At 43.1% G+C, this 24602-nt stretch carries 22 protein-coding genes and 1 pseudogene; 11 read left to right on the top strand and 12 right to left on the bottom strand.

The genetic code is table 11. The features are described from left to right. Positions 1 to 215: 215 nt before the first annotated feature. The 5 genes from V7K62_RS01125 to V7K62_RS01105 form a co-directional block, all read right to left on the bottom strand. On the bottom strand, positions 216 to 1133 hold the full coding sequence (locus V7K62_RS01125; RefSeq protein WP_334861462.1) for an RluA family pseudouridine synthase: 918 nt from the start codon (positions 1131 to 1133) through the stop codon (positions 216 to 218). 194 nt (positions 1134 to 1327) lie between these two features. Continuing rightward, a complete protein-coding gene (locus tag V7K62_RS01120; protein WP_334860844.1) occupies positions 1328 to 1987 on the bottom strand; it encodes a Uma2 family endonuclease in 660 nt (219 codons plus the stop codon). Between the two features lie 88 nt (positions 1988 to 2075). Beyond that, a complete protein-coding gene (locus tag V7K62_RS01115; protein ID WP_334860842.1) occupies positions 2076 to 2426 on the bottom strand; it encodes a DUF952 domain-containing protein in 351 nt (116 codons plus the stop codon). After that, on the bottom strand, positions 2423 to 2857 hold the full coding sequence (locus tag V7K62_RS01110; RefSeq protein WP_334860841.1) for a KGK domain-containing protein: 435 nt from the start codon (positions 2855 to 2857) through the stop codon (positions 2423 to 2425). Before V7K62_RS01110 ends, V7K62_RS01115 begins: the two co-directional genes overlap by 4 nt. A gap of 99 nt (positions 2858 to 2956) precedes the next feature. Beyond that, complete coding sequence (locus V7K62_RS01105) at positions 2957 to 4471, bottom strand: thioredoxin-like domain-containing protein (RefSeq protein ID WP_334860839.1); 1515 nt, start codon at positions 4469 to 4471, stop codon at positions 2957 to 2959. Positions 4472 to 4571: 100 nt separating this feature from the next. On the opposite strand from V7K62_RS01105, the gene V7K62_RS01100 reads away from it, so the two are divergent. Both V7K62_RS01100 and glsA read left to right on the top strand, forming a co-directional pair. Further along, on the top strand, positions 4572 to 5348 hold the full coding sequence (locus V7K62_RS01100) for an SIMPL domain-containing protein (protein WP_334860837.1): 777 nt from the start codon (positions 4572 to 4574) through the stop codon (positions 5346 to 5348). Positions 5349 to 5382: 34 nt separating this feature from the next. Then, positions 5383 to 6297, top strand: coding sequence for a glutaminase A (gene glsA, locus V7K62_RS01095; protein WP_334860835.1), 915 nt, complete (start codon positions 5383 to 5385; stop codon positions 6295 to 6297). Here glsA and V7K62_RS01090 read toward each other — a convergent pair. Next, positions 6274 to 7941, bottom strand: a complete 1668-nt coding sequence (locus V7K62_RS01090) for a hypothetical protein (protein ID WP_334860833.1) — start codon at positions 7939 to 7941, stop codon at positions 6274 to 6276. The genes glsA and V7K62_RS01090 overlap by 24 nt on opposite strands. A 538-nt stretch (positions 7942 to 8479) precedes the next feature. Here V7K62_RS01090 and psaA point away from each other — a divergent pair. From psaA to V7K62_RS01065, 5 genes are all read left to right on the top strand, one after another. Beyond that, the gene (gene psaA, locus V7K62_RS01085) at positions 8480 to 10738 is read left to right on the top strand and encodes a photosystem I core protein PsaA (protein WP_334860832.1); all 2259 of its coding nucleotides are present in this window, start codon (positions 8480 to 8482) and stop codon (positions 10736 to 10738) included. Positions 10739 to 10858: 120 nt separating this feature from the next. Beyond that, complete coding sequence (gene psaB, locus V7K62_RS01080) at positions 10859 to 13084, top strand: photosystem I core protein PsaB (protein ID WP_334825193.1); 2226 nt, start codon at positions 10859 to 10861, stop codon at positions 13082 to 13084. Between the two features lie 137 nt (positions 13085 to 13221). Further along, positions 13222 to 13485: a hypothetical protein gene (locus V7K62_RS01075; RefSeq protein ID WP_334860830.1), complete on the top strand. Its 264-nt coding sequence runs from the start codon at positions 13222 to 13224 to the stop codon at positions 13483 to 13485. A 6-nt stretch (positions 13486 to 13491) separates the two neighbouring features. Next, the gene (locus V7K62_RS01070; RefSeq protein WP_334860828.1) at positions 13492 to 13992 is read left to right on the top strand and encodes a hypothetical protein; all 501 of its coding nucleotides are present in this window, start codon (positions 13492 to 13494) and stop codon (positions 13990 to 13992) included. Positions 13993 to 14291: 299 nt separating this feature from the next. After that, the gene (locus tag V7K62_RS01065) at positions 14292 to 15197 is read left to right on the top strand and encodes a DNA-methyltransferase (protein WP_334860827.1); all 906 of its coding nucleotides are present in this window, start codon (positions 14292 to 14294) and stop codon (positions 15195 to 15197) included. A 73-nt stretch (positions 15198 to 15270) separates the two neighbouring features. Here V7K62_RS01065 and V7K62_RS01060 read toward each other — a convergent pair whose 3' ends face one another. Together V7K62_RS01060 and V7K62_RS01055 are read right to left on the bottom strand one after the other, a co-directional pair. After that, a complete protein-coding gene (locus V7K62_RS01060) occupies positions 15271 to 15483 on the bottom strand; it encodes a hypothetical protein (protein WP_334860825.1) in 213 nt (70 codons plus the stop codon). A 215-nt stretch (positions 15484 to 15698) separates the two neighbouring features. Beyond that, positions 15699 to 15854, bottom strand: a pseudogene (locus V7K62_RS01055) (helix-turn-helix domain-containing protein); the annotation flags it as partial. A 614-nt stretch (positions 15855 to 16468) separates the two neighbouring features. Between V7K62_RS01055 and V7K62_RS01050 the strand changes: the two are divergent. Further along, the gene (locus V7K62_RS01050; RefSeq protein ID WP_334860823.1) at positions 16469 to 17524 is read left to right on the top strand and encodes an SGNH/GDSL hydrolase family protein; all 1056 of its coding nucleotides are present in this window, start codon (positions 16469 to 16471) and stop codon (positions 17522 to 17524) included. A 177-nt stretch (positions 17525 to 17701) separates the two neighbouring features. Further along, entirely contained in the window at positions 17702 to 17908 is a 207-nt protein-coding gene (locus V7K62_RS01045) for a DUF4864 domain-containing protein (protein WP_334861460.1), read from the top strand. A gap of 74 nt (positions 17909 to 17982) precedes the next feature. Here the strand turns inward: V7K62_RS01045 and larE are convergent, their stop codons facing one another. Further along, entirely contained in the window at positions 17983 to 18810 is an 828-nt protein-coding gene (larE, locus tag V7K62_RS01040) for an ATP-dependent sacrificial sulfur transferase LarE (protein WP_334861458.1), read from the bottom strand. A gap of 362 nt (positions 18811 to 19172) precedes the next feature. Further along, positions 19173 to 21023, bottom strand: coding sequence for a hybrid histidine kinase/response regulator HrmK (gene hrmK, locus V7K62_RS01035; protein ID WP_334860821.1), 1851 nt, complete (start codon positions 21021 to 21023; stop codon positions 19173 to 19175). 205 nt (positions 21024 to 21228) lie between these two features. On the opposite strand from hrmK, the gene V7K62_RS01030 reads away from it, so the two are divergent. Beyond that, the gene (locus tag V7K62_RS01030; RefSeq protein ID WP_334860819.1) at positions 21229 to 22095 is read left to right on the top strand and encodes a branched-chain amino acid ABC transporter permease; all 867 of its coding nucleotides are present in this window, start codon (positions 21229 to 21231) and stop codon (positions 22093 to 22095) included. A 21-nt stretch (positions 22096 to 22116) separates the two neighbouring features. Here V7K62_RS01030 and V7K62_RS01025 read toward each other — a convergent pair whose 3' ends face one another. Beyond that, on the bottom strand, positions 22117 to 22254 hold the full coding sequence (locus V7K62_RS01025; RefSeq protein ID WP_334860817.1) for a photosystem I protein PsaX: 138 nt from the start codon (positions 22252 to 22254) through the stop codon (positions 22117 to 22119). Between the two features lie 209 nt (positions 22255 to 22463). Next, the gene (gene lipA / locus V7K62_RS01020) at positions 22464 to 23384 is read right to left on the bottom strand and encodes a lipoyl synthase (RefSeq protein WP_334861456.1); all 921 of its coding nucleotides are present in this window, start codon (positions 23382 to 23384) and stop codon (positions 22464 to 22466) included. Positions 23385 to 23618: 234 nt separating this feature from the next. Here lipA and V7K62_RS01015 point away from each other — a divergent pair, with 234 nt between their 5' ends. Then, positions 23619 to 24329 carry a response regulator gene (locus V7K62_RS01015; RefSeq protein WP_334860815.1) on the top strand — a complete coding sequence of 237 codons (711 nt, stop codon included), beginning with the start codon at positions 23619 to 23621 and terminating at the stop codon, positions 24327 to 24329. Positions 24330 to 24602: the final 273 nt, after the last annotated feature.

Raw genomic sequence — 24602 nt, 5'->3', positions numbered from 1 at the left:
TTGGTCGGTGGTTGGCTAGTACATCCCTTTGATTATTTTATAGCGTGCATAAGTCTTGGGTTATGTAGGAGTTTCATTTAGATAGAACTAAGTGAAACAAACTCTATCCCATGTCTGATGCACGCTAGTTGTTAATAGGTATGGGGCATTGGGCATGGTTTTTTCTCAATGTCCAATGTCTGCAAAATGGCCATACTTTTAAGCGTGGGATGAGCTTAAAGTGTAGTTCGTCTTTTTAGCATCTCCAAAAGTTTTGTAAAGTGGGCGGGAGGAGTAGCTGTCACCTCAATCAACTCCCCAGATAGGGGATGCTGCAATTTTAATCGCCAAGCGTGGAGTGCTTGACCGGGCAAATTTACCCCCACTGAATGACCAGAACTATAAACTCGGTCGCCGACAATTGGATGACCTATTTTGCTACTGTGGACGCGAATTTGATGGGTGCGTCCAGTTTCTAATTGAAAGTGAATTAAGGTGAAGTTACCAAGGCGTTCTAGTACTTGCCAATGAGTGACGGCGACTCGTCCGCCTTGTTCAACGGATATAATCGCCATTTTCTTGCGGTCTTGGGGATGGCGACCAATAGGTAAGTCTATGGTGCCACTTTCCGTTTTTGGCGCACCGTAAACTATGCCCAAGTATTCTCGCCGTGCAGTTTTTGCTTTGAGTTGCGCTTGTAGATGACGATGGGCAATATCTGTTTTAGCGATCGCGATCGCCCCCGTAGTATCCTTATCCAATCGATGGACGATTCCCGGACGCTGAACTCCGCCAATTCCTGGTAAATTGGGACAGTGAGCTAATAGGGCATTTACCAAAGTACCATCTGGATGACCGGGCGCAGGATGGACAACTAAACCTGCGGGTTTGTTGAGAATAAGTAACTGGTCGTCTTCGTAGAGGATATCTAAGGGGATATCTTCTGGTTGCAGTTCTAGGGGTTGGACTTCTGGTATATCAAGAGTAATGCGATCGCCTAGCTTGACATTGATCTTCTTAGATGTGCAAACTTGATCGTTAAGTTGAACGTTACCCTGTTCGATTAACTGTTGGATGCGGGAACGGGATAAGTCTGGTAATTCTTGGGAAAGGTAACGGTCGATGCGATCGCCTTTGGTGTTGACGCAGTGTATCGTATTCTTAAGAGGAAACAAGCTAGGTGCAGCATCCTCTAGATGAGAAGATAAGCGTTCGCCCTTGGCGTTGGCGCAGCCATCGCTATTTTCTGGGATTTGTAAATTAAATTCGGTCACAATTGCTCTAGATTAATTCCCGTTCTTTAAGTAAAGCGCGGAATCCCTTAGACTTGTTTATATAGCCGCGAATTTTATTCACCCTGACTATCTTCTATCTGTTCTCTTACCCATTGTCGAAACCCTTTAAGTGCTGAACTCATTCCTGTCGTTCGCGCCATTTCCACAAATCGGGGAATTAGTTCAATGATAGGAAAATTAGGAAATGTGGCGCTTGTGAGAGACTTTACATATTGCTCACCTTGCAGCAAGCTAATTTCTAAATTTTTGTTTTCATATCGCCAAATTTCAGGCACTCTCAAAGCCTGATATGCACTAATTTGAGTTTTAGAGGTGACATCAATTTCAATCGCCAAATCAGGAGGAGGATCAATTGTTAAGTCAATCTTGTCTTTCCCGATCATTAGCTGATAGTTTTGAATATAAAAACAATCATCAGGTTCAATACCCGCACTTGTATCTTTTCGCTTAAAAGTGGTTGAACCTAAAGATTCCCAATTTCGATCGAGTTCATCTAGCAAGGCTTTCACTAAGTCTCCGATAATTACCTTAGTTCGCTCATGTTCTGGTAATGGAGCCATAATTTCTAACGTTCCTTGGCTGTATGCTACTCGGCTTATGCGATGTTCCCCTAACTCGTTGAGAATTGCTTCAAATACTTGCCAACTAACATTTTCCAATATTATTCTTTGCCCTGGTGGAACTCGAATTTGGCTGAGTTGAAGAGTAACCATAGGATATTAGTTGTTAAATAATTTTATTATGAATCAAACCCTTGACTTTTCATCTCTTTCTCCGGGTTCTCTGCGCCTCTGCGGTTTGTTATTCTAAATTTATAACTTCTTGCGGCAACTCAAATAAACCATCTTCCCCAGCTTCAAAATCAATCACCTGATACACAGCATTAATATTTAACTCACCATAAATATGAGGAAATAATTCGCCAATTTCCGCTTCTTCATAACGAATTTCAGCTTGGACTTGATCAGAATCAATAAAAAGTATTACCAATTCTTTTTGATTATCAAAAAATCTCTTTGCAACTTTGAGTATTTGCGTTGACTTTGAACAGTGGATAAAGCCTTCACTCTCTAGCGAATCAGCGCGATAGCTACCGAGTATTTTCGCGTCTTCCCATTGTTGGCGTTTAGTGATGTGGAGGATAGTATTCATGTTGCTTCTGCTTGTATCATTTTACGAATATCATCTAAAGGCGATTCAGGTTCATCTGGTTCATCAGAACAAAAATCAAGACATAATTTATATTTATCTTTGGTTGCATTTGATATGTATATTTGAATTTTTAGTTTACCTTTCTGCCAGCCTTGACCGTTAATTTTAAGTATCTGGCAATCTGTAACCAAATTAAATTTAATTTCATCTATTTTGATAGTCTCTTGACTAAAAGATAGTTGCTGGAAAAATGCAGGAATTGAAGTGATAGCTTTTTGAGTCGAGTAATCATGAACACCATGTTTTTCCCATTTGCTGCAAATCTGTTCCCGAACTAATTCCTTTAATCTGCTGACTTTAAAAGTGTCTTTCTGCAAGAGTACAACATCGTCGTCACAGTCTAGAGTAACGAGTCGATTATTCATATTCATATCAATTTTAGACTGGACAATACCAGCTTGATAATTTAAGCTTACTCCCAGCTTATTCTGTAATTTTATTGATATCAAGCTAGTGAAAATACCTAAGTACTATGAATTAGTTGGAATACAAACATCTGGCGCACACAAACCGATAAACTGTAGCGTTGTCACCTCAAGAGTATTCAAATCTACGCGGCGAATGGCATGATTATTGGTATCGGCAATATATAGATATGAACCACCAGCACTTAATCCCGAAGGTTCAAAAAATCGGCTATTCTTACCTTGTCTGTCTTGTAAACCCGCAGTACCATCTCCCAAAACTGTTTGACAATTGCCACTAAGACTAACTAATTTAATTTTGTGATTATAGGTATCTGCTACCCACAGAAAATTCTGAGCAAATTCTACTCCTAAACAATGTTGCAAACGGACATCTTCACCCTGTCCATCTACATCGCCAAATCCGAACAAACCCCCACTACCGCATACGGTTCGCACTTGATAAGGTTCTACAATTCCAACACCACGAATTGAACTAACTTCACTGTCGGCAATATATAATTCTTTTCCATCTGTGCTGATACCACTGGGTTGAGCAAAAGCAGATTCGGTAAGCGAACCATCAACGCCAGCTTCTGCACCAGTACCAGCATAAGTTTTAATGATGTTAGTTTCTAAATCCATTTCCCAAATTTGATGCGGCCCAGCCATTGCAATAAACAGGGTATTTCCCACTTTCACTAAATCCCAAGGAGAATTTAGCGCGGTTTCTAAAGCAGCACCGCTATGAGGATGAATATTCCGGCTTTGTTCACCAGTTCCTGCGATCGCTTCCACGACTTGACGCTTTAAATCAACTCGCCGCAGGGTATGATTTTCTGTATCAGCAACGTAAAGAATCTGATTTTCGGCATCATAAGCCATTCCTTGCGGTGCAAAAAATTGCGCTTCGTTAAAAGCACCATCAGTTAAGCCAGATTGTCCAGTCCCAATTAACTGTAAAATTTCTCCATCAAAGCTACTCATAACCAGGCGGTGATGTCCAGAGTCAGCGATAAACAAACCCGCTTGGGTAGCTAAAACTTTACCAGGAAAAGCTAAAGGTGTGATTAATGGTTGGCGCTGTTTTTCTAAAGTTAAGCTTATTTCTTGGAAATTAATTGTGCCTTTGTCTTGGTGTTGCTGAATTAGCTTTTGAATCAACTCGTCTAAAGTGTCACGGTTTCCTTCACCAGAAATCTGGCCAATCACGTAACCTTCTGGATCAATAATTATTAACGTAGGCCAAGCACGCACAGCATACTCTTCCCAAATCCGAAAACCGCTGTCAACTACAACAGGATGTTCAATGTCATAGCGCAGGATAGCTTGGCGAATATTTTCTGTTTCCTTTTCGTTATCAAATTTGGCGGAGTGAACGCCGATAATAGTAAGACTATTTTTATATTTCTGTTCTAAATATTTCAGGTTTGGCAGAATATGCAGACAATTGATACAGCAGTATGTCCAAAAATCTAAAATTACGACTCTACCCTTGAGTTGTTTAAGCAACAAAGGTTTGTCGGTATTAAGCCAAGAGTAATTTTGCGGTAATTCTGGCGATCTAACACGGGGAAGCATAGTAAAAGGCAATTTTTTCAGTTTCCAAAACTGTAACGCTATCAGTTATCAATTGACCAAGTGCCACATTATAAACACACGAAAATTTTCTGATCCAGTTATGTATTATTCTTTGATAAATTTTAAAGTCGATTTTGGTAAAACACTACCACGATTGCTACCTGCTTTATGTTTGTTGAGTTTGGTAGGTTGTCAAGCGGCTCAAAGCCGAGTTGAACCAAATGTGCCATTCCAATCTCAAACACTTGTGGTTTCTGGACGAGGTATGGTGGATATTCCCAAAACAAATGGACGAGTTAGTTTAGGCGTTCAGGTACAGGGTGAAACATCTGGACTTGTCCAAGAGGAGCTTGTTAAACGATCGCAAGCAGTGGTTAACTTATTAAAAGCGCGTCAAGATGTAACTAAATTAGAAACCACTAGTATCACTCTAAATCCTCGCTACAGCCCAAAAGATGGCAACCAAATAATTGGCTATTCTGCAAGTAATCTTGTACGCTTCCAAATTCCTCCAGAAAAAATTGGTAGGTTGCTAGATGAAGCGATTAAAACAGGAGCTACGCGAATTGATGGTGTAACATTAGTAGCATCTGATGAGGCAATAGCTGCTGCACAAAAACAGGCAATTGATGCAGCCTCGAAAGATGCTCGTTCTCAAGTAGATGCAGCGCTTGGTGCTTTGCAACTCAAGCAACAGGAAATTGTCAGCATTCAAATTAACGGCGCTCGTCCACCTATGCCAGTAGCGATGGAGATGACTGACTTAATGCAGAGAACGGCTTCAATGAATTTAGCTAGCACGCCTGTTGTTGCTGGAGAACAAAGAATAGAAACTTTTGTAACTTTACAAGTTCGCTACCAACCCGCTCAACAGTAACTGCTTTATTTAAACTAGAAATGGTTTAACAGCTTTGAAAGGACTTAATAAACTAACTACTACGGAGTTATCAGCTTGGGTACAACAAGCTAAAATCCAGGCTAAACAGGGACGAGTTTGCGATCGCATTCCGCAATTAGCAAAAGCTAATCCTGGTTGGTTTGCAGTTCACATCTGCTGTGAATCGGGGAAAACTATCAGCTTTGGGGATACAGCTTGTGTCTTCCCCTTAATGAGCGTGATTAAGCCATTTTCTCTACTTTATCTCCTAGAACATCTGGGAGCAGAAACGGTTTTTGGATGGGTTGGGGTGGAACCATCGGATGCACCCTTCAATTCTTTAGAACAATTAGTTAGCGATCGCACCCATCCCCGTAACCCGATGATTAATAGTGGGGCAATTACCCTGTCTGATAAGTTACCAGGAAAGGACGCTAATCAACGCACTCTCTTATTTTGTCAATGGCTTAACCAATTAGCAGGTTGTCAACTCAGGTTAGATGAGGTAATGCTGGCTTCAGTGCGATTAACACGTTCAACAGCCAATCAAGCGATCGCTAATTATCTCGCCGAAGCCGGTCATCTCAAAAATCGGGAAACCACACTTGACACCTACGAGCAAATATGCTGTATATCTGGGCGAGTTGAAGATTTAGCCTTGTTAGGAAAACTCCTAGTTGGTGAAAATGGCTCTTTACTAGCACAAAATCGCCGGATTGTCAACGCTGTGATGTTAACTTGTGGACTGTACGAAGCTTCTGCCCAGTTTGCAGTCAGAATTGGTTTACCGATGAAATCAGGGATTGGTGGTGGACTTGTAGCAATAGTACCAGGTGAGGGAGCGATCGCTTGTTACAGTCCGGGGTTAGATAATATCGGAAATCCTGTCGGTGCGATCGCATTTGTTGAGGCTTTAGCGCAAGAGTTACAGTTGAGCGTCTTTGGTTAATTCTGGTTTTTCTGAATCGGCAGAGGTTGTTTTAGATAACGGCGTTGATTCAGGAGTTGGCGTTACCTCTGGTGGCGTAATTATCTTTGGTGCAGGAGACTCAATAATCTCTGGCAGCGTCGGTGGCAAACTAGGAGATGGCGCAATTGTTACTTGTGGAGTCGGTGTCTTGCCCGTTACACGGTTGAAAAATCCGCCAAATCTAGATTTTGTTGGCTGAGGCGCGACTTTTTCGGGTAACGGCGTTGATTCAAGAGTTGGTGTTACCTCTGGCTGTGGTTCTGGCGTTGGTGTAATTATTTCTGGTTCTGGAGACTCAATAATCTCTGGCAGCGTGGGTGGCAAACTAGGAGATGGTGCAACTGGTTCTTCTGGGGTGGGAACTTTGCCAGCCCCACGGTTAAAAAATCCGCCAAATCTAGATTTTGTTGGCTGAGGCGTAATTTTTTCGGGTAACGGCGTTGATTCAGGAGTTGGTGTTACCTCTGGCTTTGCTTCTGGTGTTATCGGGGATAAGCTGGGAGATGGTACAGCCGTTGGAACTTCTAATTTTGGTTGTTCTGGCTGTCTTTTGGATTTTTCTGGAACTTCAGTTTCAGGAATAGGCTGTTTTTCTACCTTTGGTTGTATTTGGGGTGTTTTTTCAACGGATGGCGTGGGTGTAGGTTTAGGTGCAAGTCTATAATTCGGGTCTACAATCCCGCGCACCTCAGCTGCTGTGAGTTCTCCTCTGACAATTTTCGACAAAGTGTCTTTACCCTTTGGTTGGTAGTCAATCAATCTAACTGTGGTATTAAAGGCATTTTTGACAGCATTTCCCTGATTATCGAGAAATTCCAGTTTTACCCAGTTTTTTCCTGGACGGAAGCCTTTTAGGTAAACTGCTTGCCAGCGATCAAAAATAAAACTTTCACCATTAATTGTGGAGCGGATGCGCCAATCACTGAATTTGTCGTTAGGATTATCCTTCCCAACCAGATGCAGAGGCGCGTTAGTTAGGTAAAAGTCCAGTAAGATTGGTTCTGCTCCGTAGCTGCTTTGAGGACGGCTATAAGTTAGCAGGGGTAATTTGGCATCTGGGTTGTTATCGTCAGTTTTGGTGAAGACGTGAAATGTTGTTTGGGCATAAGCGCCTTCATTTTTAAAGCTTTCATGCCAAGGACGGGAGGCAAAGACGCGCAGGGTATGAGTACCTGGAGACAAGTCTGGCAAAACCAACGGCTGATTCAGGTCGTAAATAGGTATATAAGGTTGGTTATCCAGAATTACATGTAGATGGGGCCCCAATTGTAATTGTGGGTCTTTAAATATTGGTAGATCCTTAACCTGAAAACTGGCTGTAACTTTGTTGTCTTGGAAAACCTCATCAGGTTGTGGAGTAACAATTGTCACTTGTGGCTGATAAACTTCCAAAATTTTCCGCAGGTCTTGAATAACAGATGGTGGGGAAACTTCCGAAAATTGCTTGGAAATTCGAGAAATCTGTAGGGGTTTTTCTCCATAACCAGTAGATACTTCCTGGCTGTCAGCTTTCTCGCCACAACTGGTCAAGCTTAATACCACCACCAATGTCATTACCCACCTGAGAATCGAGAACCTCTTGGGGAGGAATTTATCTAACACCCTTTTTTGCCACGAGTTCATGCGTTGCACCCAGTGATAGTCTTCAACAATTGACTAGATTATTTTGGCTCAAACTGTCCATCTGGAACTATGGCCCAAAAGGTGAAATCTGCCTCACACCGCATAAGTTTTCCTGTGTATCTCGGTAAATTTCAAAATAAGTCATATTCTCTACAGCTTTTTACTTATAAAAATTGAAATATGACATAAATGTTCATGAGTAATAGTAGCAAAAGCTGGAAAATCGGCTAGACAAAGCCAAACTATAAATTTTACGAATTGTGATCCTTTGTAAATTAAATGGATAATCTATTGACTTTTAGACAAATAGTTTGAAGTTAAAAGCCAGATCAGGTAGGAATTTCAGCAATATTTGACCAAGTTTGAATTATTGTTAAAATATCTCTAACAAAGTGCAGGTGAAGACTCTATAATTCAACGAGAAACAACTCTCCACATAGAGTCTTCATCGCGGCTTCAGTAAAATTCTGGAGTATGTGGTAATGGTTCATTTTGTGGTATTCATGATTCCTCATTCCTTATCAAGAGAGGAGGTCGAATGACAATAAGTCCTCCGGAGCGAGAGGAAAAAAAGGCAAGAGTAATCGTCGATAATGACCCAGTTCCAACCTCATTCGAGAGATGGGCGCAACCTGGACATTTTGACAGATCCTTAGCCAGAGGTCCCAAAACCACCACATGGATTTGGAACCTGCACGCACTCGCCCATGATTTTGATACACATACAAGCGATTTAGAAGACATCTCCCGCAAGATATTCTCAGCCCACTTTGGCCACTTAGCCGTAGTGATGGTTTGGTTGAGCGGGATGATTTTCCACGGCGCGAAGTTTTCCAACTACGAAGCTTGGTTAAGCGATCCGTTGAACGTTAAGCCTAGCGCTCAAGTCGTTTGGCCCATTGTTGGACAAGACATTTTAAACGGTGATGTTGGCGGTGGTTTCCACGGTATTCAAATCACCTCCGGTTTGTTCCAAGTATGGCGTGGCTGGGGGATTACAAACTCCTTCCAGCTTTACTGCACTGCGATCGGTGGCTTGGTATTAGCAGGCTTATTCCTATTTGCCGGTTGGTTCCACTACCACAAACGCGCTCCTAAACTGGAATGGTTCCAGAATGTGGAGTCGATGCTGAATCACCACTTGCAAGTATTGCTAGGTTGTGGTTCCTTGGGATGGGCAGGTCACTTAATCCATGTGTCCAATCCGACCAACAAGCTTTTGGATGCAGGCGTTGCTCTCAAAGACATCCCCTTGCCCCACGAGTTCATCTTGAACAAAGACTTGTTGACCGAACTGTACCCTAGCTTTGCAGCTGGTTTAGCACCTTTCTTCACCTTGAACTGGGGTCAGTATGCTGACATCCTCACCTTCAAGGGCGGTCTGAACCCGGTAACAGGCGGCTTGTGGATGACTGATATTGCTCATCACCATTTAGCGATCGCAGTTCTCTTTATCGTTGCTGGTCATCAGTACCGTACCAACTGGGGTATTGGTCACAGCATTAAAGAGATCCTAGAAAACCACAAAGGCCCTTTCACCGGTGAAGGTCACAAAGGTCTCTACGAAAACCTGACCACATCTTGGCACGCTCAGTTGGCTACTAACCTGGCCTTCTTGGGTTCGCTAACCATCATCATCGCGCATCACATGTACGCGATGCCCCCCTATCCATACTTGGCAACTGACTACGCTACGCAGTTGTGCATATTCACACACCATATGTGGATCGGTGGCTTCTTGATTGTGGGTGGAGCGGCTCACGCTGCAATCTTCATGGTGCGGGATTACGATCCAGTTGTGAATCAAAACAACTTGCTGGATCGGGTAATTCGTCACCGGGATGCGATTATTTCTCATCTAAACTGGGTGTGTATTTTCCTCGGCTTCCATAGCTTTGGACTTTACATCCACAACGACACAATGCGGGCATTGGGTCGTCCTCAAGACTTGTTCTCTGATACAGGGATTCAATTGCAGCCAGTATTTGCCCAGTGGATACAAAATATCCACGCCTTGGCTCCTGGTACAACTGCACCCAATGCCCTAGAACCAGTTAGTTATGTCTTTGGCGGCGGTGTCTTGGCTGTTGGCGGAAAAGTGGCAGCTGCACCCATTGTTTTGGGCACAGCGGACTTCCTAATTCACCACATTCACGCTTTCACCATTCACGTCACCGTCCTAATTCTGCTCAAAGGTGTGCTGTACGCCCGTAGCTCTCGTCTGATTCCAGACAAAGCAAACTTGGGCTTCCGCTTCCCTTGCGACGGCCCCGGTCGTGGCGGTACCTGTCAAGTCTCTGGTTGGGATCACGTATTCCTCGGACTTTTCTGGATGTACAACTCCATATCGATTGTAATTTTCCACTTCAGTTGGAAGATGCAATCAGATGTCTGGGGAACCGTAGATGCAGATGGTACTGTGACTCACATCACTGGTGGTAACTTTGCCCAAAGTGCTATTACCATCAACGGTTGGTTACGAGACTTCTTGTGGGCGCAAGCTACACAAGTCATCAATTCATACGGCAGTGCGCTATCTGCCTATGGTCTACTCTTCTTAGGCGCTCACTTTGTCTGGGCATTCAGCTTGATGTTCCTGTTCAGTGGTCGCGGCTACTGGCAAGAACTGATTGAGTCCATTGTTTGGGCACATAACAAACTGAAGGTAGCTCCAGCAATTCAGCCTCGCGCTCTGAGTATTATTCAGGGTCGGGCTGTCGGGGTAGCTCACTACCTCTTGGGAGGAATTGCCACAACTTGGGCGTTCTTCCATGCACATATCCTTTCAGTAGGGTAGAAATCAGTTATTGAGTGCTGAGTGCTGAGTGCTGAGTCAAAACTCAGAACTCAGGACTCAGACTTCAGGACTCTAGACGCTGATACTTGATGGCTAAAGGTCAGAGGATTTGTTTAACCTATGGCGACAAAATTTCCAAAATTTAGCCAGGATCTCGCACAGGACCCGACGACTCGTCGGATATGGTATGCGATCGCTACAGGCAACGATTTTGAAACCCATGATGGCATGACGGAAGAAAATCTTTACCAAAAGATTTTCGCAACTCACTTCGGTCACTTGGCAATCATCTTCCTGTGGGCATCCAGCCTCCTGTTCCACGTAGCCTGGCAAGGTAACTTTGAACAGTGGATTAAAGATCCCCTTCACATCCGTCCCATCGCCCATGCGATTTGGGACCCCCACTTCGGTAAACCAGCGATCGAAGCTTTTACCCAAGCTGGCGCTAGCAATCCGGTAAACATTACCTACTCTGGTCTCTACCATTGGTGGTATACCATCGGAATGCGGACGAACGGCGAACTGTACAACGGTTCAGTGTTCTTGCTGTTATTCGCGGCGATATTCTTGTTCGCTGGTTGGCTGCACTTGCAACCCAAGTACCGTCCCAGCTTGGCATGGTTTAAGAGCGCTGAACATCGTCTAAACCACCACTTAGCAGGTTTGTTTGGTGTTAGTTCTTTGGCATGGGCTGGTCACTTAATTCACGTTGCTGTCCCCGAAGCTCGCGGTCAGCACGTAGGTTGGGATAACTTCTTGAGTACCCCACCCCACCCAGCCGGTTTGACACCATTCTTTACAGGCAATTGGGGTGTTTACTCTCAAAACCCTGACACTCCTGGACATATATTCGGGACATCGCAAGGTGCAGGGACTGCAATTCTGAGTTTCTTGGGTGGCTTCCATCCTCAGACAGAAGCTTTGTGGCTGACTGACATAGCTCACCACCACCTAGCGATCGCAGTTCTATTCATCATTGCCGGTCACATGTACCGGACAAACTTTGGGATTGGTCACAGTCTCAAGGAAGCCTTGAATGCCAAGAATTTCTTTGGTATTCCTGTTGAAGGCCCGTTCAACCTACCTCACCAAGGTATCTACGACACCTACAACAACTCCCTGCACTTCCAATTGGGTTGGCACTTAGCAGCGCTAGGTGTTGTTACTTCCCTGGTAGCGCAGCACATGTACTCCATGCCTTCCTACGCATTTATTGCGAAGGACTACACAACCCAGGCAGCGTTGTACACGCATCACCAGTATATTGCTGGATTCCTGATGCTTGGTGCTTTTGCCCACGGAGCAATATTCTGGGTACGTGATTACGACCCAGAGCAAAACAAGGGTAACGTCCTTGAGCGTGTGTTGCAGCACAAAGAAGCGATTATTTCCCACCTCAGCTGGGTATCCCTTTTCTTGGGCTTCCACACCCTTGGTCTGTATGTACACAACGACGTAGTAGTTGCTTTCGGTACTCCTGAAAAGCAAATCTTGATTGAGCCAGTGTTTGCTCAATTCGTCCAAGCTGCGAACGGTAAAGTACTCTATGGTTTAGATACCTTGCTATCTAACCCAGATAGTATTGCTTACACAGCATGGCCCAACTACGCTAACGTTTGGCTACCAGGCTGGTTAGATGCCATCAATGCTGGTACTAACTCCCTGTTCTTGACAATTGGCCCTGGCGACTTCTTGGTACACCATGCGATCGCTTTAGGTCTGCACACCACCACCTTGATCTTGGTCAAAGGTGCTTTGGATGCCCGTGGTTCTAAGCTGATGCCCGATAAAAAGGACTTCGGCTATGCCTTCCCTTGTGACGGCCCCGGTCGTGGCGGTACTTGTGACATCTCAGCATGGGATTCCTTCTACCTCGCTACATTCTGGATGCTGAACACCCTTGGTTGGGTTACGTTCTACTGGCATTGGAAACATCTAGGTATTTGGCAAGGCAACGTCGCTCAGTTCAATGAGAACTCTACATATCTCATGGGCTGGTTCCGCGATTACCTCTGGGCTAACTCTGCTCAGTTGATTAACGGTTACAACCCCTACGGCGTGAATAACCTGTCTGTCTGGGCTTGGATGTTCTTGTTTGGACACCTAGTTTGGGCTACTGGCTTCATGTTCTTAATCTCCTGGAGAGGTTACTGGCAAGAGTTGATTGAAACCCTTGTTTGGGCACACGAACGCACTCCTCTAGCTAACTTGGTTCGCTGGAAAGACAAGCCCGTGGCTCTGTCTATTGTTCAAGCTCGTGTAGTTGGTCTAGCTCACTTCACTGTTGGCTACATCGTGACTTACGCAGCATTCTTGATTGCTTCTACTGCTGGTAAGTTCGGTTAATTCGGCTATTAGTTTTGTAGGTAAGTAATAAAAATCCCCTGCCGCAAGGTGGGGGATTTTTTTGTAAAATCAATTACTAGTTATGTGAAGTGAGGGATATAGTATGTATTAATTTGAGTGTTTGGAAATATTTTTTGATGTCAGATTCAGACTTATTAGAAAAATTACATCGAACTTGGGTTCAAGCTTTAATTAATGATTGCCGGAACGACTATGCGGCGATCATTGTTGATGCTGAGTTAGAATTTGATGTTGAATGGAGTGAATATTATTCATGCGACTATAATTCAGGTATTATAGTATATTTGCCACTTAATCTCAGGTTAATAGTCTCAAACAGTGATGAAATTCAACAAACTTTGAGACATTATTTTATGTCTATTGCAGGTGGTCATATTTAGAATGATATGGCTAATTTTCCCATCCACTACAGAGTTAATTTACTGGAGGTAGAAGAGAATTGGCAGAAGACTATTAAATTTCTAATAGCCAAATCAAAAGAGTTGAATCAAGGACTAGTTACAGAGAAAGCCTTTGCTCGAAAAGGTAGAGAGCCTATCATTTACAATGAGATGAAGTTTGCATCGCAGTCTGAAATTAGGATTGCACAAGAGTTAGAAGTAAAAGGTGTCTTGTTCTTTCCTCTGCCTTTAGCTGTCAGACATGAAACAGGTAATATTTATGAAGACCATCGAGAAGTAGATTTTTTAGTTTGTTTAGACGGAACATTTGGAATATTAGAGATTTCTTTTCACCCAGACAGGTACGAGAAGGATAAGGAAAAGGATGCTTGGTTTAAAAAATCAGGAATTCTCTGCGTTGAACACTACCCTGCGGAGAAGTGTTACAACCAGCCAAGGGCGGTCGTAGAAGAATTTTTGAGCTTTTTGTCTAAACACAAAAGGTAGACTGCGATCGCCTAAAATAAACTTGACTAAAGCTTGGCTGGATTGGGGTAAGCAAAGAGGCTATAGGTGGTAGGTAATAACGCTTGGGTTAAGTTTGTCAGAGACAAAAGAGCATAATAATTTACAAGGACTAACTGGAAATCCTGGTTATGGTGAGGTTGCCTGTATTATGAAAAAATCAATTCCAGTGTAGAAAATATTTAGCACTAATCTAATTACTAAGTTAAGCTTTAAAATTAAATACTTGAACAATACAAAAACAAGTTATAACTATGAAAAACTAGATAACTTTATCACTCTTGCAAGAACAACCAATAACACCACCAAAAGAAATAATTTTTAATCCCTATTATACCCAGCAGAACGGAGCCGCATATTTAGGCGATAGCCTTAAACTTATTAAATTCATTGATGATAATAGTATTAATTTAATTATCACATCACCTCCATTTGCTCTGACACGAAAAAAAGAATACGGTAACGAAACTGCTGAAAAATATATTGAGTGGTTTCTACCTTTTGCATCCGAATTTAAAAGGGTACTGGCAGATAATGGCTCATTTGTACTAGATTTAGGTGGCGCTTACCTACCTGGTAATCCCGTGCGGAGTATCTACCAATACGAACTTTTAGTTAGATTATGCAAAGAAGTAGGTTTCTTTCTTGCTCAAGAATTTTACCACTATAATCCGGCTCGACTGCCAACCCCTGCTGAGTGGGTGACAATCAGGCGAATTCGCGTCAAAGATTCTGTAAATACAGTTTGGTGGTTGTCTAAAACACCAAATCCTAAAGCAGATAACAGAAAAGTTTTAAAGCCCTATAGCCAAAGTATGAAACAATTACTCAAAAATGGCTATAAGGCTAAAATACGTCCTAGTGGACATGATATTTCGGATAAATTCCAAAAGGATAACCAAGGTGCAATTCCACCAAATCTACTAGAAATTGCTAATACTGAATCGAATAGTGCTTATTTACGACGCTGTAAATCAGCAGAAATTAGACCCCATCCAGCACGTTTTCCTCAAGGGTTCGCCGAGTTCTTCATCAAATTCTTAACTGATGAAGGTGATATAGTATTAGATCCATTTGCAGGTTCTAATACAACCGGCTTTGTTGCTGAAACTCTGCAACGCCGATGGATATCTTTTGAAATTAATGAAAATTATGTAATGGGAAGTCGTTATCGATTTAGCCAATAAACATATTAGGTAAACAGTCAGGACTGAGGAGTTAAAATTTCTAACTCATAACTCCTAACTTATAACTACTCACTTAAATTTCCCCATTCACTTGCATTTGATGAACTTGATCCGCTAGCTCTTGACGACCTCGATCATCTAGTTTGTCAATAGCTAACATCCCCATGAGAATAACTTCTTTCAGGGTCAAACGTGTCGAATGTGCCTGTTTTTGCACAATCTCTTTAATAATGGGACTGACACCAATCGCTGTACTAGCTCTAGCCACGGAAAAAAAGGAAAACACTAATGATTCAGCCTAAATCTTAGCACTTTCAATGAGGTTATTCTCTAGAGTTAAAACTTAATTTAAATATGTTTCAACTCATACTTCAATGAGTAAACATAAATTTTCAATTACGTATAGTGAGTTCTGAAATTCTCAGTATGGCAAACCTGATACTTGCTCATTTAGGACACATCATCGTATGATATCAATATTCTCAACAGCTAAACTTTTGCCTATTTCTCCAAAATTTCCACCAAGCCCTCAATCGTCACATCAAAGGTACGAGCTAATTTGTAGATAGCAGTGAAGTCAATTGTTGTTATTCTGGGACGACGCGCATAACTTCTAACTGTGCTGCAAATTACCCCAGAACGGTCAGAAACTTCTTTTCATGACTATCCTTTCTATTGTGCTAGTTCTCGAATCTTTAATCAGACTAATCCCATATTTGATAACTGATGCATTTGCACCGCTCAAGTTTATATGAGAAAGTGAAAAGCGTAGACGTGTATTCCTGCAAAAAAGCAAGCTACACAAAGCGTCTCCAAGAGTTGCGGCTTGTCGTCAGACATCGCCTTTCGGTCTAGCAAACTCTCATGCGATCGCAACAATTGACTGAAATCTGGAAACCTAAAATCTTATGGTTATTTCCCATATTAGCAACATCAAAAGCAAAAACCTCTGTCCTGAGATCCTCAAAAATCGGTCACTAATCGCCGAGTTTGCAAACACTTGCAATATTTGTGACAACTGAGTTATGAAAAGTGGTCGGCTGATAAAACAGTGCTTTCAGTAGAAGTATTCTCACAAATAAGACTTCTATACCACCGGGAAAACCGTACTTTAAAGAGATCGTAAATTGTCAAATATAATCTCATGAACACGCTTTACAGAACTATACAGTGTAAATAAGAATAATAACTTAACCGAAGTAAAATTTTCCTGAATATAGGTAACTAATGCCGTGATAAGGAAAAGCAGTGAGTAGAGGAGAGAGAAAGCGATGAGGTACCCTTATCTGTTGGCAGCAGGCTTGTTAACAGGATTAGCAATACCAGCATCGGCTCTTCCACATCTGTCGATTGTCCTGCCAGAAAGTTCTAGATTCCTGTGGGATTTAAAACAGGGTTCGCAGACAATAGTCAGTACAAAAATTATCCCCAGCGTTGATCTCTCCTTACCAGAACTCAGCGGCCAAGCGTTCCAACCCCTAAAAAGTTCGCAGCCAACAGTAGGTGAGAAAAACGTCTCTAGCGTACCAGAATTCAGCAGTCAGGGATTACCAGCCCCAACAGAGTCATTAGTCAACGCCAGCACCCAAGCAACTAGCCTCTTATTGACATCTGGGAATCAACTTTACTACCAAAGATTGGCGGCTCTGAAAACAGGTCAGATTTATACACGCGTAGATAGTGATAATTTGCAATCATTGTGGGAGTCGATCAAGAAACGTCAGCTAACTTATGACGACTGGAAAAGTTTACTAGCTTTAGAAGCTAGAGCGATCGCTCAAGGTCAAGGTGCAAATCATCTAAGTATTTTAGTTGGTGATTCTTTGAGCATGTGGTTTCCGAGAGAAAAACTGCCTGCTGGTAAATTGTGGCTGAATCAAGGCATATCTGGAGATACTTCTAGTGGCGTTTTAAAAAGATTGGGGGTATTTTCGGCAACGCGGCCGGATGTGATTTACATCATGGCTGGGATTAACGACTTACGAAAAGGCGCTAGTGATGAAACAATTTTGCGTAATTATCGCCGAATTATCCGTCGCCTACGACAGACTCACCCAAAAGCTAAAATCATTGTCGAATCAATTTTGCCTACTCGCCTGCCAAAACTTTCCAATAGCCGCATTCGTCAGATCAACATACAACTTACCGTAATTGCCAAACAAGAAGGCGCTAGTTATCTAAATATTTATAGCTGGTTTACAGATATGGAAGGCAATTTGCGCCCAGAGTTGACTACAGATGGATTGCACCTGTCTCAAGAGGGATATGATGTGTGGCAATCGGCACTACAGCAGATAGAATACAAGCTCACTCAGCGCCCGAATTGAGCGATCGCTTTGCCGGCACTTGCAGCGATGTCTACGACGGGCTGCGCCTACGCCATTTTTAAATTTATGGAATGTTACTGATACCGATTCCATCAACATACGTTCTGTAATTGAACACCAATTGGCAGCCTTTAAAAAGGATGATCTCAAGGCGCTTTTGCCTTTGCTAGTCCGGCAATTCAGACACAATTCGGAAACCCAGAAAATTTTATGCTTATGGTAAAGACAAGCTACTCAGCAGTATACCGTCCTCGTTCTGTCTTTTTTGAGCAGATAACAACCATCCAGGGAAACATAACTCAACCAGTGCTGCTACTTGCTCCTGATGGAGTTCTCTTGAGGGTTGTGTCCGGCTTTATATTTTATGGAAAAACAGCCCAATAATATTTGGAGGATTAACGGTTGCTTTCTAGTTTCTCTAGAAGGTAAATAAACTCTATCTTTATACAACTAAAATCCTATACTTTAACGCCCAAGGCTTCCCTATTTAAAACCTGATTCAACTTACCGCTACGATAACCTTCTAAATCTAAGGTTACGTAGACAAATCCAAAATCTTGAAATGCCGAAACTAATGTTTGTAAATCGTTAGTCAATACAAACTCTTTGATTTGTTCTGGTGGTAATTCAATACGTGCTGTATCTCCTTGCGATCGCACGCGCAAATTCTGCCAACCGAGTTTTCGTAGATAAATCTCTCCTCTGCCGACTCGTTGCAACTTAGCGACAGTAATCTCTTCACCGTAAGGAAACCGGGAACTCAAGCAAGGTTGGGCAGGTTTATCCCACCAAGGTAAACCGAGTTGTTGCGAAAGTTGGCGAACTTCAACTTTGGTGACACCCACTTCTGCTAAAGGCGATCGCGCCCCTCTTTCCTTAGCTGCCTGAATTCCTGGGCGATAATCATGCAAATCATCGGCATTCACCCCATCCACTACGTATGGATAACCCAACTCTAAAGCTAAAGGTTTGAGAGTGTCGTGCAACTCACTTTTGCAAAAATAACAGCGGTTAACAGGGTTAGAGGTGTAATTGGGATTTTCCATCTCGTGAGTCTGGACGATTTTATGAGGAATCCCAATAGTTGCAGCTTGAATTTTGGCGTCTTCCAATTCTTCTGGTAATAGCGAAGGAGAAACAGCGGTGACAGCCAAAGCGCGATCGCCCAAAGCATCATAAGCAATTTTGGCAACCAAAGTACTATCAACGCCCCCAGAGTAGGCAATCAACGCCTGCTCCATTTCTTGAAATAAGGCTTTTAATTGCTCAAATTTTTCTGTCAGCATCATTTCCCAATCCTGCCCAAACCCTATAGCACCTAACAAATTCCATTGTAGTCATTTCTCTGTGCTTCCCTACTCCCCCAATACGGTTCGGTTAAGGTGCATAGTCCTTAAAGATCCCCCTTAGTCCACGCCAGTCGCTCATGGGGGAAACCCCCAGACGCTCTCTACGAGACGCTGCGCGAACGCGGACTCGCTAACGCTGCGCTATCGCTTTTAGCGTCTCCCCTTCTCCCAAAGGGAGAGGCTAGCGCCAAGGGAGAAGACCGCGCTGACTCCCCTTAAAAAGGGGGAAATAGAGCTATTCTTAGCCCCCCCTTTTTAAGGGGGGTTGGGGGGATCAAGTCTTATCCGAACCGTATTCCCTACTCCCCGGCTTCCCCTGTTGTTGGCGGTTTGCTGTATTTAGCTATCAGACTGGCTAAAAGTGGTAAATCAATTGGTTTAGAAATATAGTCATCTACTCCCGCGGCTAGACAAATTTCGCGATCGCCTTTCATTGCCATTGCTGTTTGGGCAATTATCCGAATCGTTCCATATTGCCGATTTTCTCGCAGCTGCTGTACCAAGTTAAGACCATTTCCATCTGCCAGATAAACATCCATTAAAATCACCGCTGGGTCTAAGTCTGTTAGAGCTTCCCACATCTCGCCACAATTCTTAACCCAAGTCACCTGATATCCCAATTTACGTAGATAAATTTGCATCAAATTAGCGTTGGGTAAGTCATTTTCTACCAGCAAAATGTCTACAGAAGAACTAGGGGTGAAAGGCAAAGGAGATGAGGAGTACTTTGCTTTCTCTACTCCCCCTGCTGCTCCCTCATCTTCCCCCACTCCCGCGTCTTGCTTAAAGGGAAGTACAAGGGTAAAACGAGAACCGCAATTTACTTCAGATTCAACTTTCACAGAACCACCGTGAATTTCGGCGAGTTTTAGAGTCACAGCTAAACCCAAACCAGTACCTTCAACACCACCAGCGACAGCCTTAGCAATTTGGAAATAGGGTTCAAACAGTTGAGCCTGGTCTTCTTGGGAAATGCCAGTGCCAGTATCCCAAACTGTAAAATGCACAAATACACCTCTGGGAACAACCTGTAAACCAACACTTCCTTTACTGGTAAACTTTAGGGCGTTGAAGAGTAAATTCAACAACATTTGTTTGAGTCGTAAGGAGTCAGCTACTAGGGTTGTAATATCGGGTTCAATTTCTAGGCACAGTTTCAAACCCTTATTAGCGGCTTTCTCTTTCACCAGTGCCAAAACATTGCTACACAGCAGTGGCACATCTACTATTTCCCACTGCACTTCTAACTGATTTGCTTCAATTTTAGAGAGATCCAAAATATCATTAATCAGAGCTAGCAAGTGCTTGCCGCTAGACTGAATGATATTTAAATACTCTTGCTGGCGTTCTTTAGTTGGTTCGTAACCTGGGGCTAAAAGCAGGTGGGTAAACCCAATCATAGAACTCAGTGGTGTGCGAATTTCGTGGCTGGTATTTGCCAAAAACTGATTTTTGAGTTGATTGGTGCGCTCCAATTCTTGATTAGAGTTACTTAACTCTTGATACTGTTGCTGCCAATATAGGATGTGTCTAATTTGTACCAAGGCTGTAGTACAGTGCTTGGCAGACCTTGCCATCAATTGTGATTGGAGTTGAGTTTGTAATTTTATGAGCGACTCACGATCAGAGCTTAGGGGCGCTGTGGCAATAATTAGCCAGCCCATGACATTGCCAGAATCATCAGCTAACCGCCAAGCGCTCGGTGGGTGTTGATTCTCAAGCTGCTGTAAATCTTCAAGTTGTATGACCTCTTGCAATCTCAACAACAGCTTTTTTTCTGCTGTTAGCACTTCTAAAAATAAAGGTTGTGAGTTTGGGGATGGAGAACAAGAAACATAGCAAATGGTGGCAACAGTTTCTTGTGGTTGAAATAGAGCAATGCCTACGGCACAATCTGTAAGCGCCAGTTTACTGCTGTGAACAGCACTATTAATCTCGTTAACCACAGTTTGGAGAATTTCTGCTTCTGCGGTTCCTGTGTGTGGGACAGTGTTACAAGCAGAAAGCAAGCAATCATTAAGGCGACTTTGCAACTGGTTCAAGCTGCTCTCCAGCCACAACTTGGCGCGAAGTTGCTGAATTGTTGTCAAAAGTTTTGGCGTTGCATCTATCTCAGGGTTCTGGTCTGGTAAGCTTGAGTACTGCTGCATGGTCAACTAGACCGCTGAACAAGTTTAGCTTCGCATAAAAATCCGAAAAGGATTCTATGTATATTAGCGGACAATTCTCTTTTATTTATAAACCATAACTTATGTTGTTATAAACCATAACTTATGATGTCGAATTTAGCAGCTAGTCCAAAAAAATTATTATATGAACCACTGCTCTAAAATCTTTTAAAGAAACTTAAGGCTTATGGATACACAATTCGCCCAACTAATCGTTAATGGGATTGCGGTGGGGAGCATTATTGCTCTAGCCGCAGTCGGACTCACTCTTACTTATGGAATTTTACGGCTATCTAACTTTGCTCACGGTGACTTTCTAACTTTAGGAGCCTATCTCACCTGGCTGATAAACACTATTGGAGTCAATATTTGGCTGTCGATGATCCTGGCGGCGGGTGGAACAGTAGGAGCAATGCTGTTATCAGAAAAGTTACTGTGGTCAAAGATGCGCTCTATCCGCGCTACTTCCACGACACTGATTATTATTTCTATCGGACTTGCCTTATTTCTTCGCAATGGGATTATTTTTATTTGGGGTGGCAAGAACCAAAATTATAATTTACCTGTTACCCCAGCTTTAGATATTTTGGGTTTAAAGATACCGCAAAATCAATTATTGGTATTAGGGTTGGCGGTGCTAGCAATTTTGGCGCTGCATTACCTGCTACAAAATACCAAAATTGGTAAGGCGATGCGAGCAGTTGCTGACGATCTGGACTTAGCTAGGGTTTCAGGTATCAATGTTGACCGGGTAATTTTCTGGACTTGGTTAATTGCCGGCACTCTTACGTCTTTGGGCGGCAGTATGTATGGATTAATTACAGCCGTGCGTCCAAATATGGGATGGTTCTTAATATTACCATTATTTGCCTCAGTGATTCTTGGTGGCATTGGCAATCCCTACGGTGCGATCGCAGCAGCTTTGATCATTGGCATCGTCCAGGAAATCAGCACTCCTTGGCTGGGTTCTCAGTATAAACAAGGTGTAGCACTGTTGATCATGATTTTGGTGCTGCTCATTCGTCCCAAAGGTTTATTCAAAGGAACGATTTGAGCAGCACCATTCCACATCTAATTATTCAATGATGTGGAAATAGTAGGCTGCTACCAGGAAATTGATAGCTAACAAGAACACTGCCCAGCCTGTGCGATAAGCGTAGGGAGGTTTAGCTCCACTGTCGGCAACTGGGGGATTCTTAGCTTTAGCAGTCATAATGTGATTCTCCTAATTTCAGGACTTTTTAAGAAATACCAAACTGGCGTACCAAATACCCAAATTCTTTAAGAATATTTGTGTGAACTTGGGGATTGGGGATTGGGGAAGGTGGGGCCCCCTCTGGGGATAAGGGGTAATGGGGATTGTGGGGCCCCCTCTGGGGATAAGGGGTAATGGGGATTCGGGAGATATTCTCCCTTGTCTCGCTACTCCCCACTCCCTACTCCCTCCTCTCCAGCATGATAGGAACTGCGAACCAGAGGCCCAGAACGAACATGGTTGAATCCCATTTTCCATGCTAATATGCCGAGTTGATCGAATTCCTCTGGAGTCCAATATTTTTGCACTGGCAGATGTTCAAGAGTTGGACGCATATACTGCCCGATAGTCAAGCGATCGCACCCCACAGCCCTTAAATCAGCCATTGCTTCAACGACTTCATCAAGTGTTTCTCCGTGTCCCAGCATCAAACCTGATTTGGTGGGAATTGTCGGATCGATTTCTTTGACCACAGCCAGTACCAAGAGCGAGCGATCGTACTTGGCTCCCCGGCGCACTGGCCCAGTTAACCGTTGCACTGTCTCGATATTGTGATTGAAACAAGCTGGTTTGGCTTTTACAATCGTAGCTATCCGCTGGCGTTGACCTGACTCCCCAACACCAGCACCACCCCAAAAATCTGGGGTCAGCACTTCAATTTGAGTCTCTGGGTTCAACTGGCGGATAGTCGCGATCGTCTTCACAAAATGCCCTGCACCCTGATCGGGCAAGTCATCACGGGCTACAGAAGTCAGCACCACATAACGCAATCCCAAAAGCTGCACCGCCTGTGCTACCTTTTGGGGTTCCTCTAAATCAAGAGGCATCGGTGCATGACCTTTATCTACTTGACAGAAAGCACAAGAGCGGGTGCAAGTAGGCCCCATTAGTAAGAAAGTTGCAGTTTTTTGGGCATAGCACTCTCCCCGGTTAGGACACCGGCCTTCTTCGCAAATCGTGTGAATTTGGCGCTGCTTAATAATGCGTTGTACGGTAGAGATTTCACTGGCTTTACCAATCGGGCGACGTAACCAGCTAGGCATTGCCGTAATTTCAGACTTTAGTTCGGCTTGTTGTGACGAAATCATAGACATCCAAGCAAGATGCGGATATAGATGTAGTGGTCTGTCGATTAAATATCACAATGACACAAATTGAAAAGAGCGCAAGCAAAAGTTTTGCAAAACACCTCTAACAATGTCATTTATACCGAAATATACTATCCCCCAATTGCTAGAAATTTTGTATATAGTGGGAGGATTCTCAAGGACAATCGGCAAAGCCGCTATTTACACTTATAGTTTCTGTTAGAGCAAACAGTCGTGGCAAGCAACAAGATTTTAGTTATCGATGACACTACAGTTGTCAGGGTAAAAGTACGAGAAATGTTGCCTCCGGGCAATTTTGAGGTACTGGAAGCAAAAGACGGTGTGGAAGGACTAAATTTTATCCTTCAGGAAAAACTCAGCCTGATTATGCTGGATTTCCTGTTGCCTAAAATGAGTGGCTGGGAAGTTTTCCAGCAAGTCCAAGCCCACCCAGAGTTAAGGAAAATTCCTTTAGTGATCATGTCTGGTCGCAAGGAAGAGGTGACGGAGAAAATCACAGAACCCTTTGAATATTTTGAATTTCTGGGAAAGCCTTTTGATCAAAAGCAACTAATTAGCGCGATTAAGTTAGCTATGGCCAAGGCGAAACAGCCACGCCCAGAACTAGTCTCAGTAGGAGCAGCAGTTTCTGTCAGAAATAGCACAGTAGCAACCTCTAGTGTCGCTAATAGTACGGTAGTAGCTCCTAGCGTCGCAATTCCTTCTGCTGCAACTCCTAGCGTCGCAACTCCTAGCGTCGCAATTCCTTCTGCCGCAACTCCTAGCGTCGCAATTCCTAGCGTCACAACCCCTACTACTGGAGGAGTCTCCGACGCAGAAATTAATGTGTTAAACGAGAAAATTGTCAAAATGCAAGCAGAAATTGATGGTTTGAAAAAACAGCTAACTCAGGTTGTGACTTTTATTAAACAAAAAATCAAGTAGTATTTGTGCTAGTTATTATTATCGCAGCCAAAAATACACCGTCTCTAATAACGGTTGTCCGATTAAAAGGCGGTAAAAATAGTTAGTTCAAAAACACTTATGTTGACATAAAATAACACGAAAAGCCGACAGAGCTTCAGTGTCTTTAGACCTGAGTAAAGGCGAACGGCAGTTTTAACTGCTGTGATATAATCTTTTTAATTCGAGTAAGAATAACCACAGTTAGAGTGAAACAACTTAGTACGGAGAAATCCCGGCAACCGATATATCAGC

The organism is Nostoc sp. (genome assembly GCF_036917935.1).
In the GTDB taxonomy this organism is placed as follows: Bacteria; Cyanobacteriota; Cyanobacteriia; order Cyanobacteriales; family Nostocaceae; genus Nostoc.
Note: the sequence above shows the minus strand (reverse complement) of the source record. Positions and strands in the feature narration are given on the sequence as shown.

What these genes read in the sequence shown, in the direction of transcription:
- V7K62_RS01120 (WP_334860844.1), bottom strand. Translation starts at nt 1,987, where the DNA reads ATGGTTACTCTTCAACTCAGCCAAATTCGAGTTCCACCAGGGCAAAGA.
- V7K62_RS01115 (WP_334860842.1), bottom strand. Translation starts at nt 2,426, where the DNA reads ATGAATACTATCCTCCACATCACTAAACGCCAACAATGGGAAGACGCG.
- V7K62_RS01110 (WP_334860841.1), bottom strand. Translation starts at nt 2,857, where the DNA reads ATGAATATGAATAATCGACTCGTTACTCTAGACTGTGACGACGATGTT.
- V7K62_RS01105 (WP_334860839.1), bottom strand. Translation starts at nt 4,471, where the DNA reads ATGCTTCCCCGTGTTAGATCGCCAGAATTACCGCAAAATTACTCTTGG.
- V7K62_RS01100 (WP_334860837.1), top strand. Translation starts at nt 4,572, where the DNA reads ATGTATTATTCTTTGATAAATTTTAAAGTCGATTTTGGTAAAACACTA.
- V7K62_RS01090 (WP_334860833.1), bottom strand. Translation starts at nt 7,941, where the DNA reads ATGAACTCGTGGCAAAAAAGGGTGTTAGATAAATTCCTCCCCAAGAGG.
- psaA (WP_334860832.1), top strand. Translation starts at nt 8,480, where the DNA reads ATGACAATAAGTCCTCCGGAGCGAGAGGAAAAAAAGGCAAGAGTAATC.
- psaB (WP_334825193.1), top strand. Translation starts at nt 10,859, where the DNA reads ATGGCGACAAAATTTCCAAAATTTAGCCAGGATCTCGCACAGGACCCG.
- V7K62_RS01075 (WP_334860830.1), top strand. Translation starts at nt 13,222, where the DNA reads ATGTCAGATTCAGACTTATTAGAAAAATTACATCGAACTTGGGTTCAA.
- V7K62_RS01070 (WP_334860828.1), top strand. Translation starts at nt 13,492, where the DNA reads ATGGCTAATTTTCCCATCCACTACAGAGTTAATTTACTGGAGGTAGAA.
- V7K62_RS01050 (WP_334860823.1), top strand. Translation starts at nt 16,469, where the DNA reads ATGAGGTACCCTTATCTGTTGGCAGCAGGCTTGTTAACAGGATTAGCA.
- larE (WP_334861458.1), bottom strand. Translation starts at nt 18,810, where the DNA reads ATGCTGACAGAAAAATTTGAGCAATTAAAAGCCTTATTTCAAGAAATG.
- hrmK (WP_334860821.1), bottom strand. Translation starts at nt 21,023, where the DNA reads ATGCAGCAGTACTCAAGCTTACCAGACCAGAACCCTGAGATAGATGCA.
- V7K62_RS01030 (WP_334860819.1), top strand. Translation starts at nt 21,229, where the DNA reads ATGGATACACAATTCGCCCAACTAATCGTTAATGGGATTGCGGTGGGG.
- V7K62_RS01025 (WP_334860817.1), bottom strand. Translation starts at nt 22,254, where the DNA reads ATGACTGCTAAAGCTAAGAATCCCCCAGTTGCCGACAGTGGAGCTAAA.
- lipA (WP_334861456.1), bottom strand. Translation starts at nt 23,384, where the DNA reads ATGATTTCGTCACAACAAGCCGAACTAAAGTCTGAAATTACGGCAATG.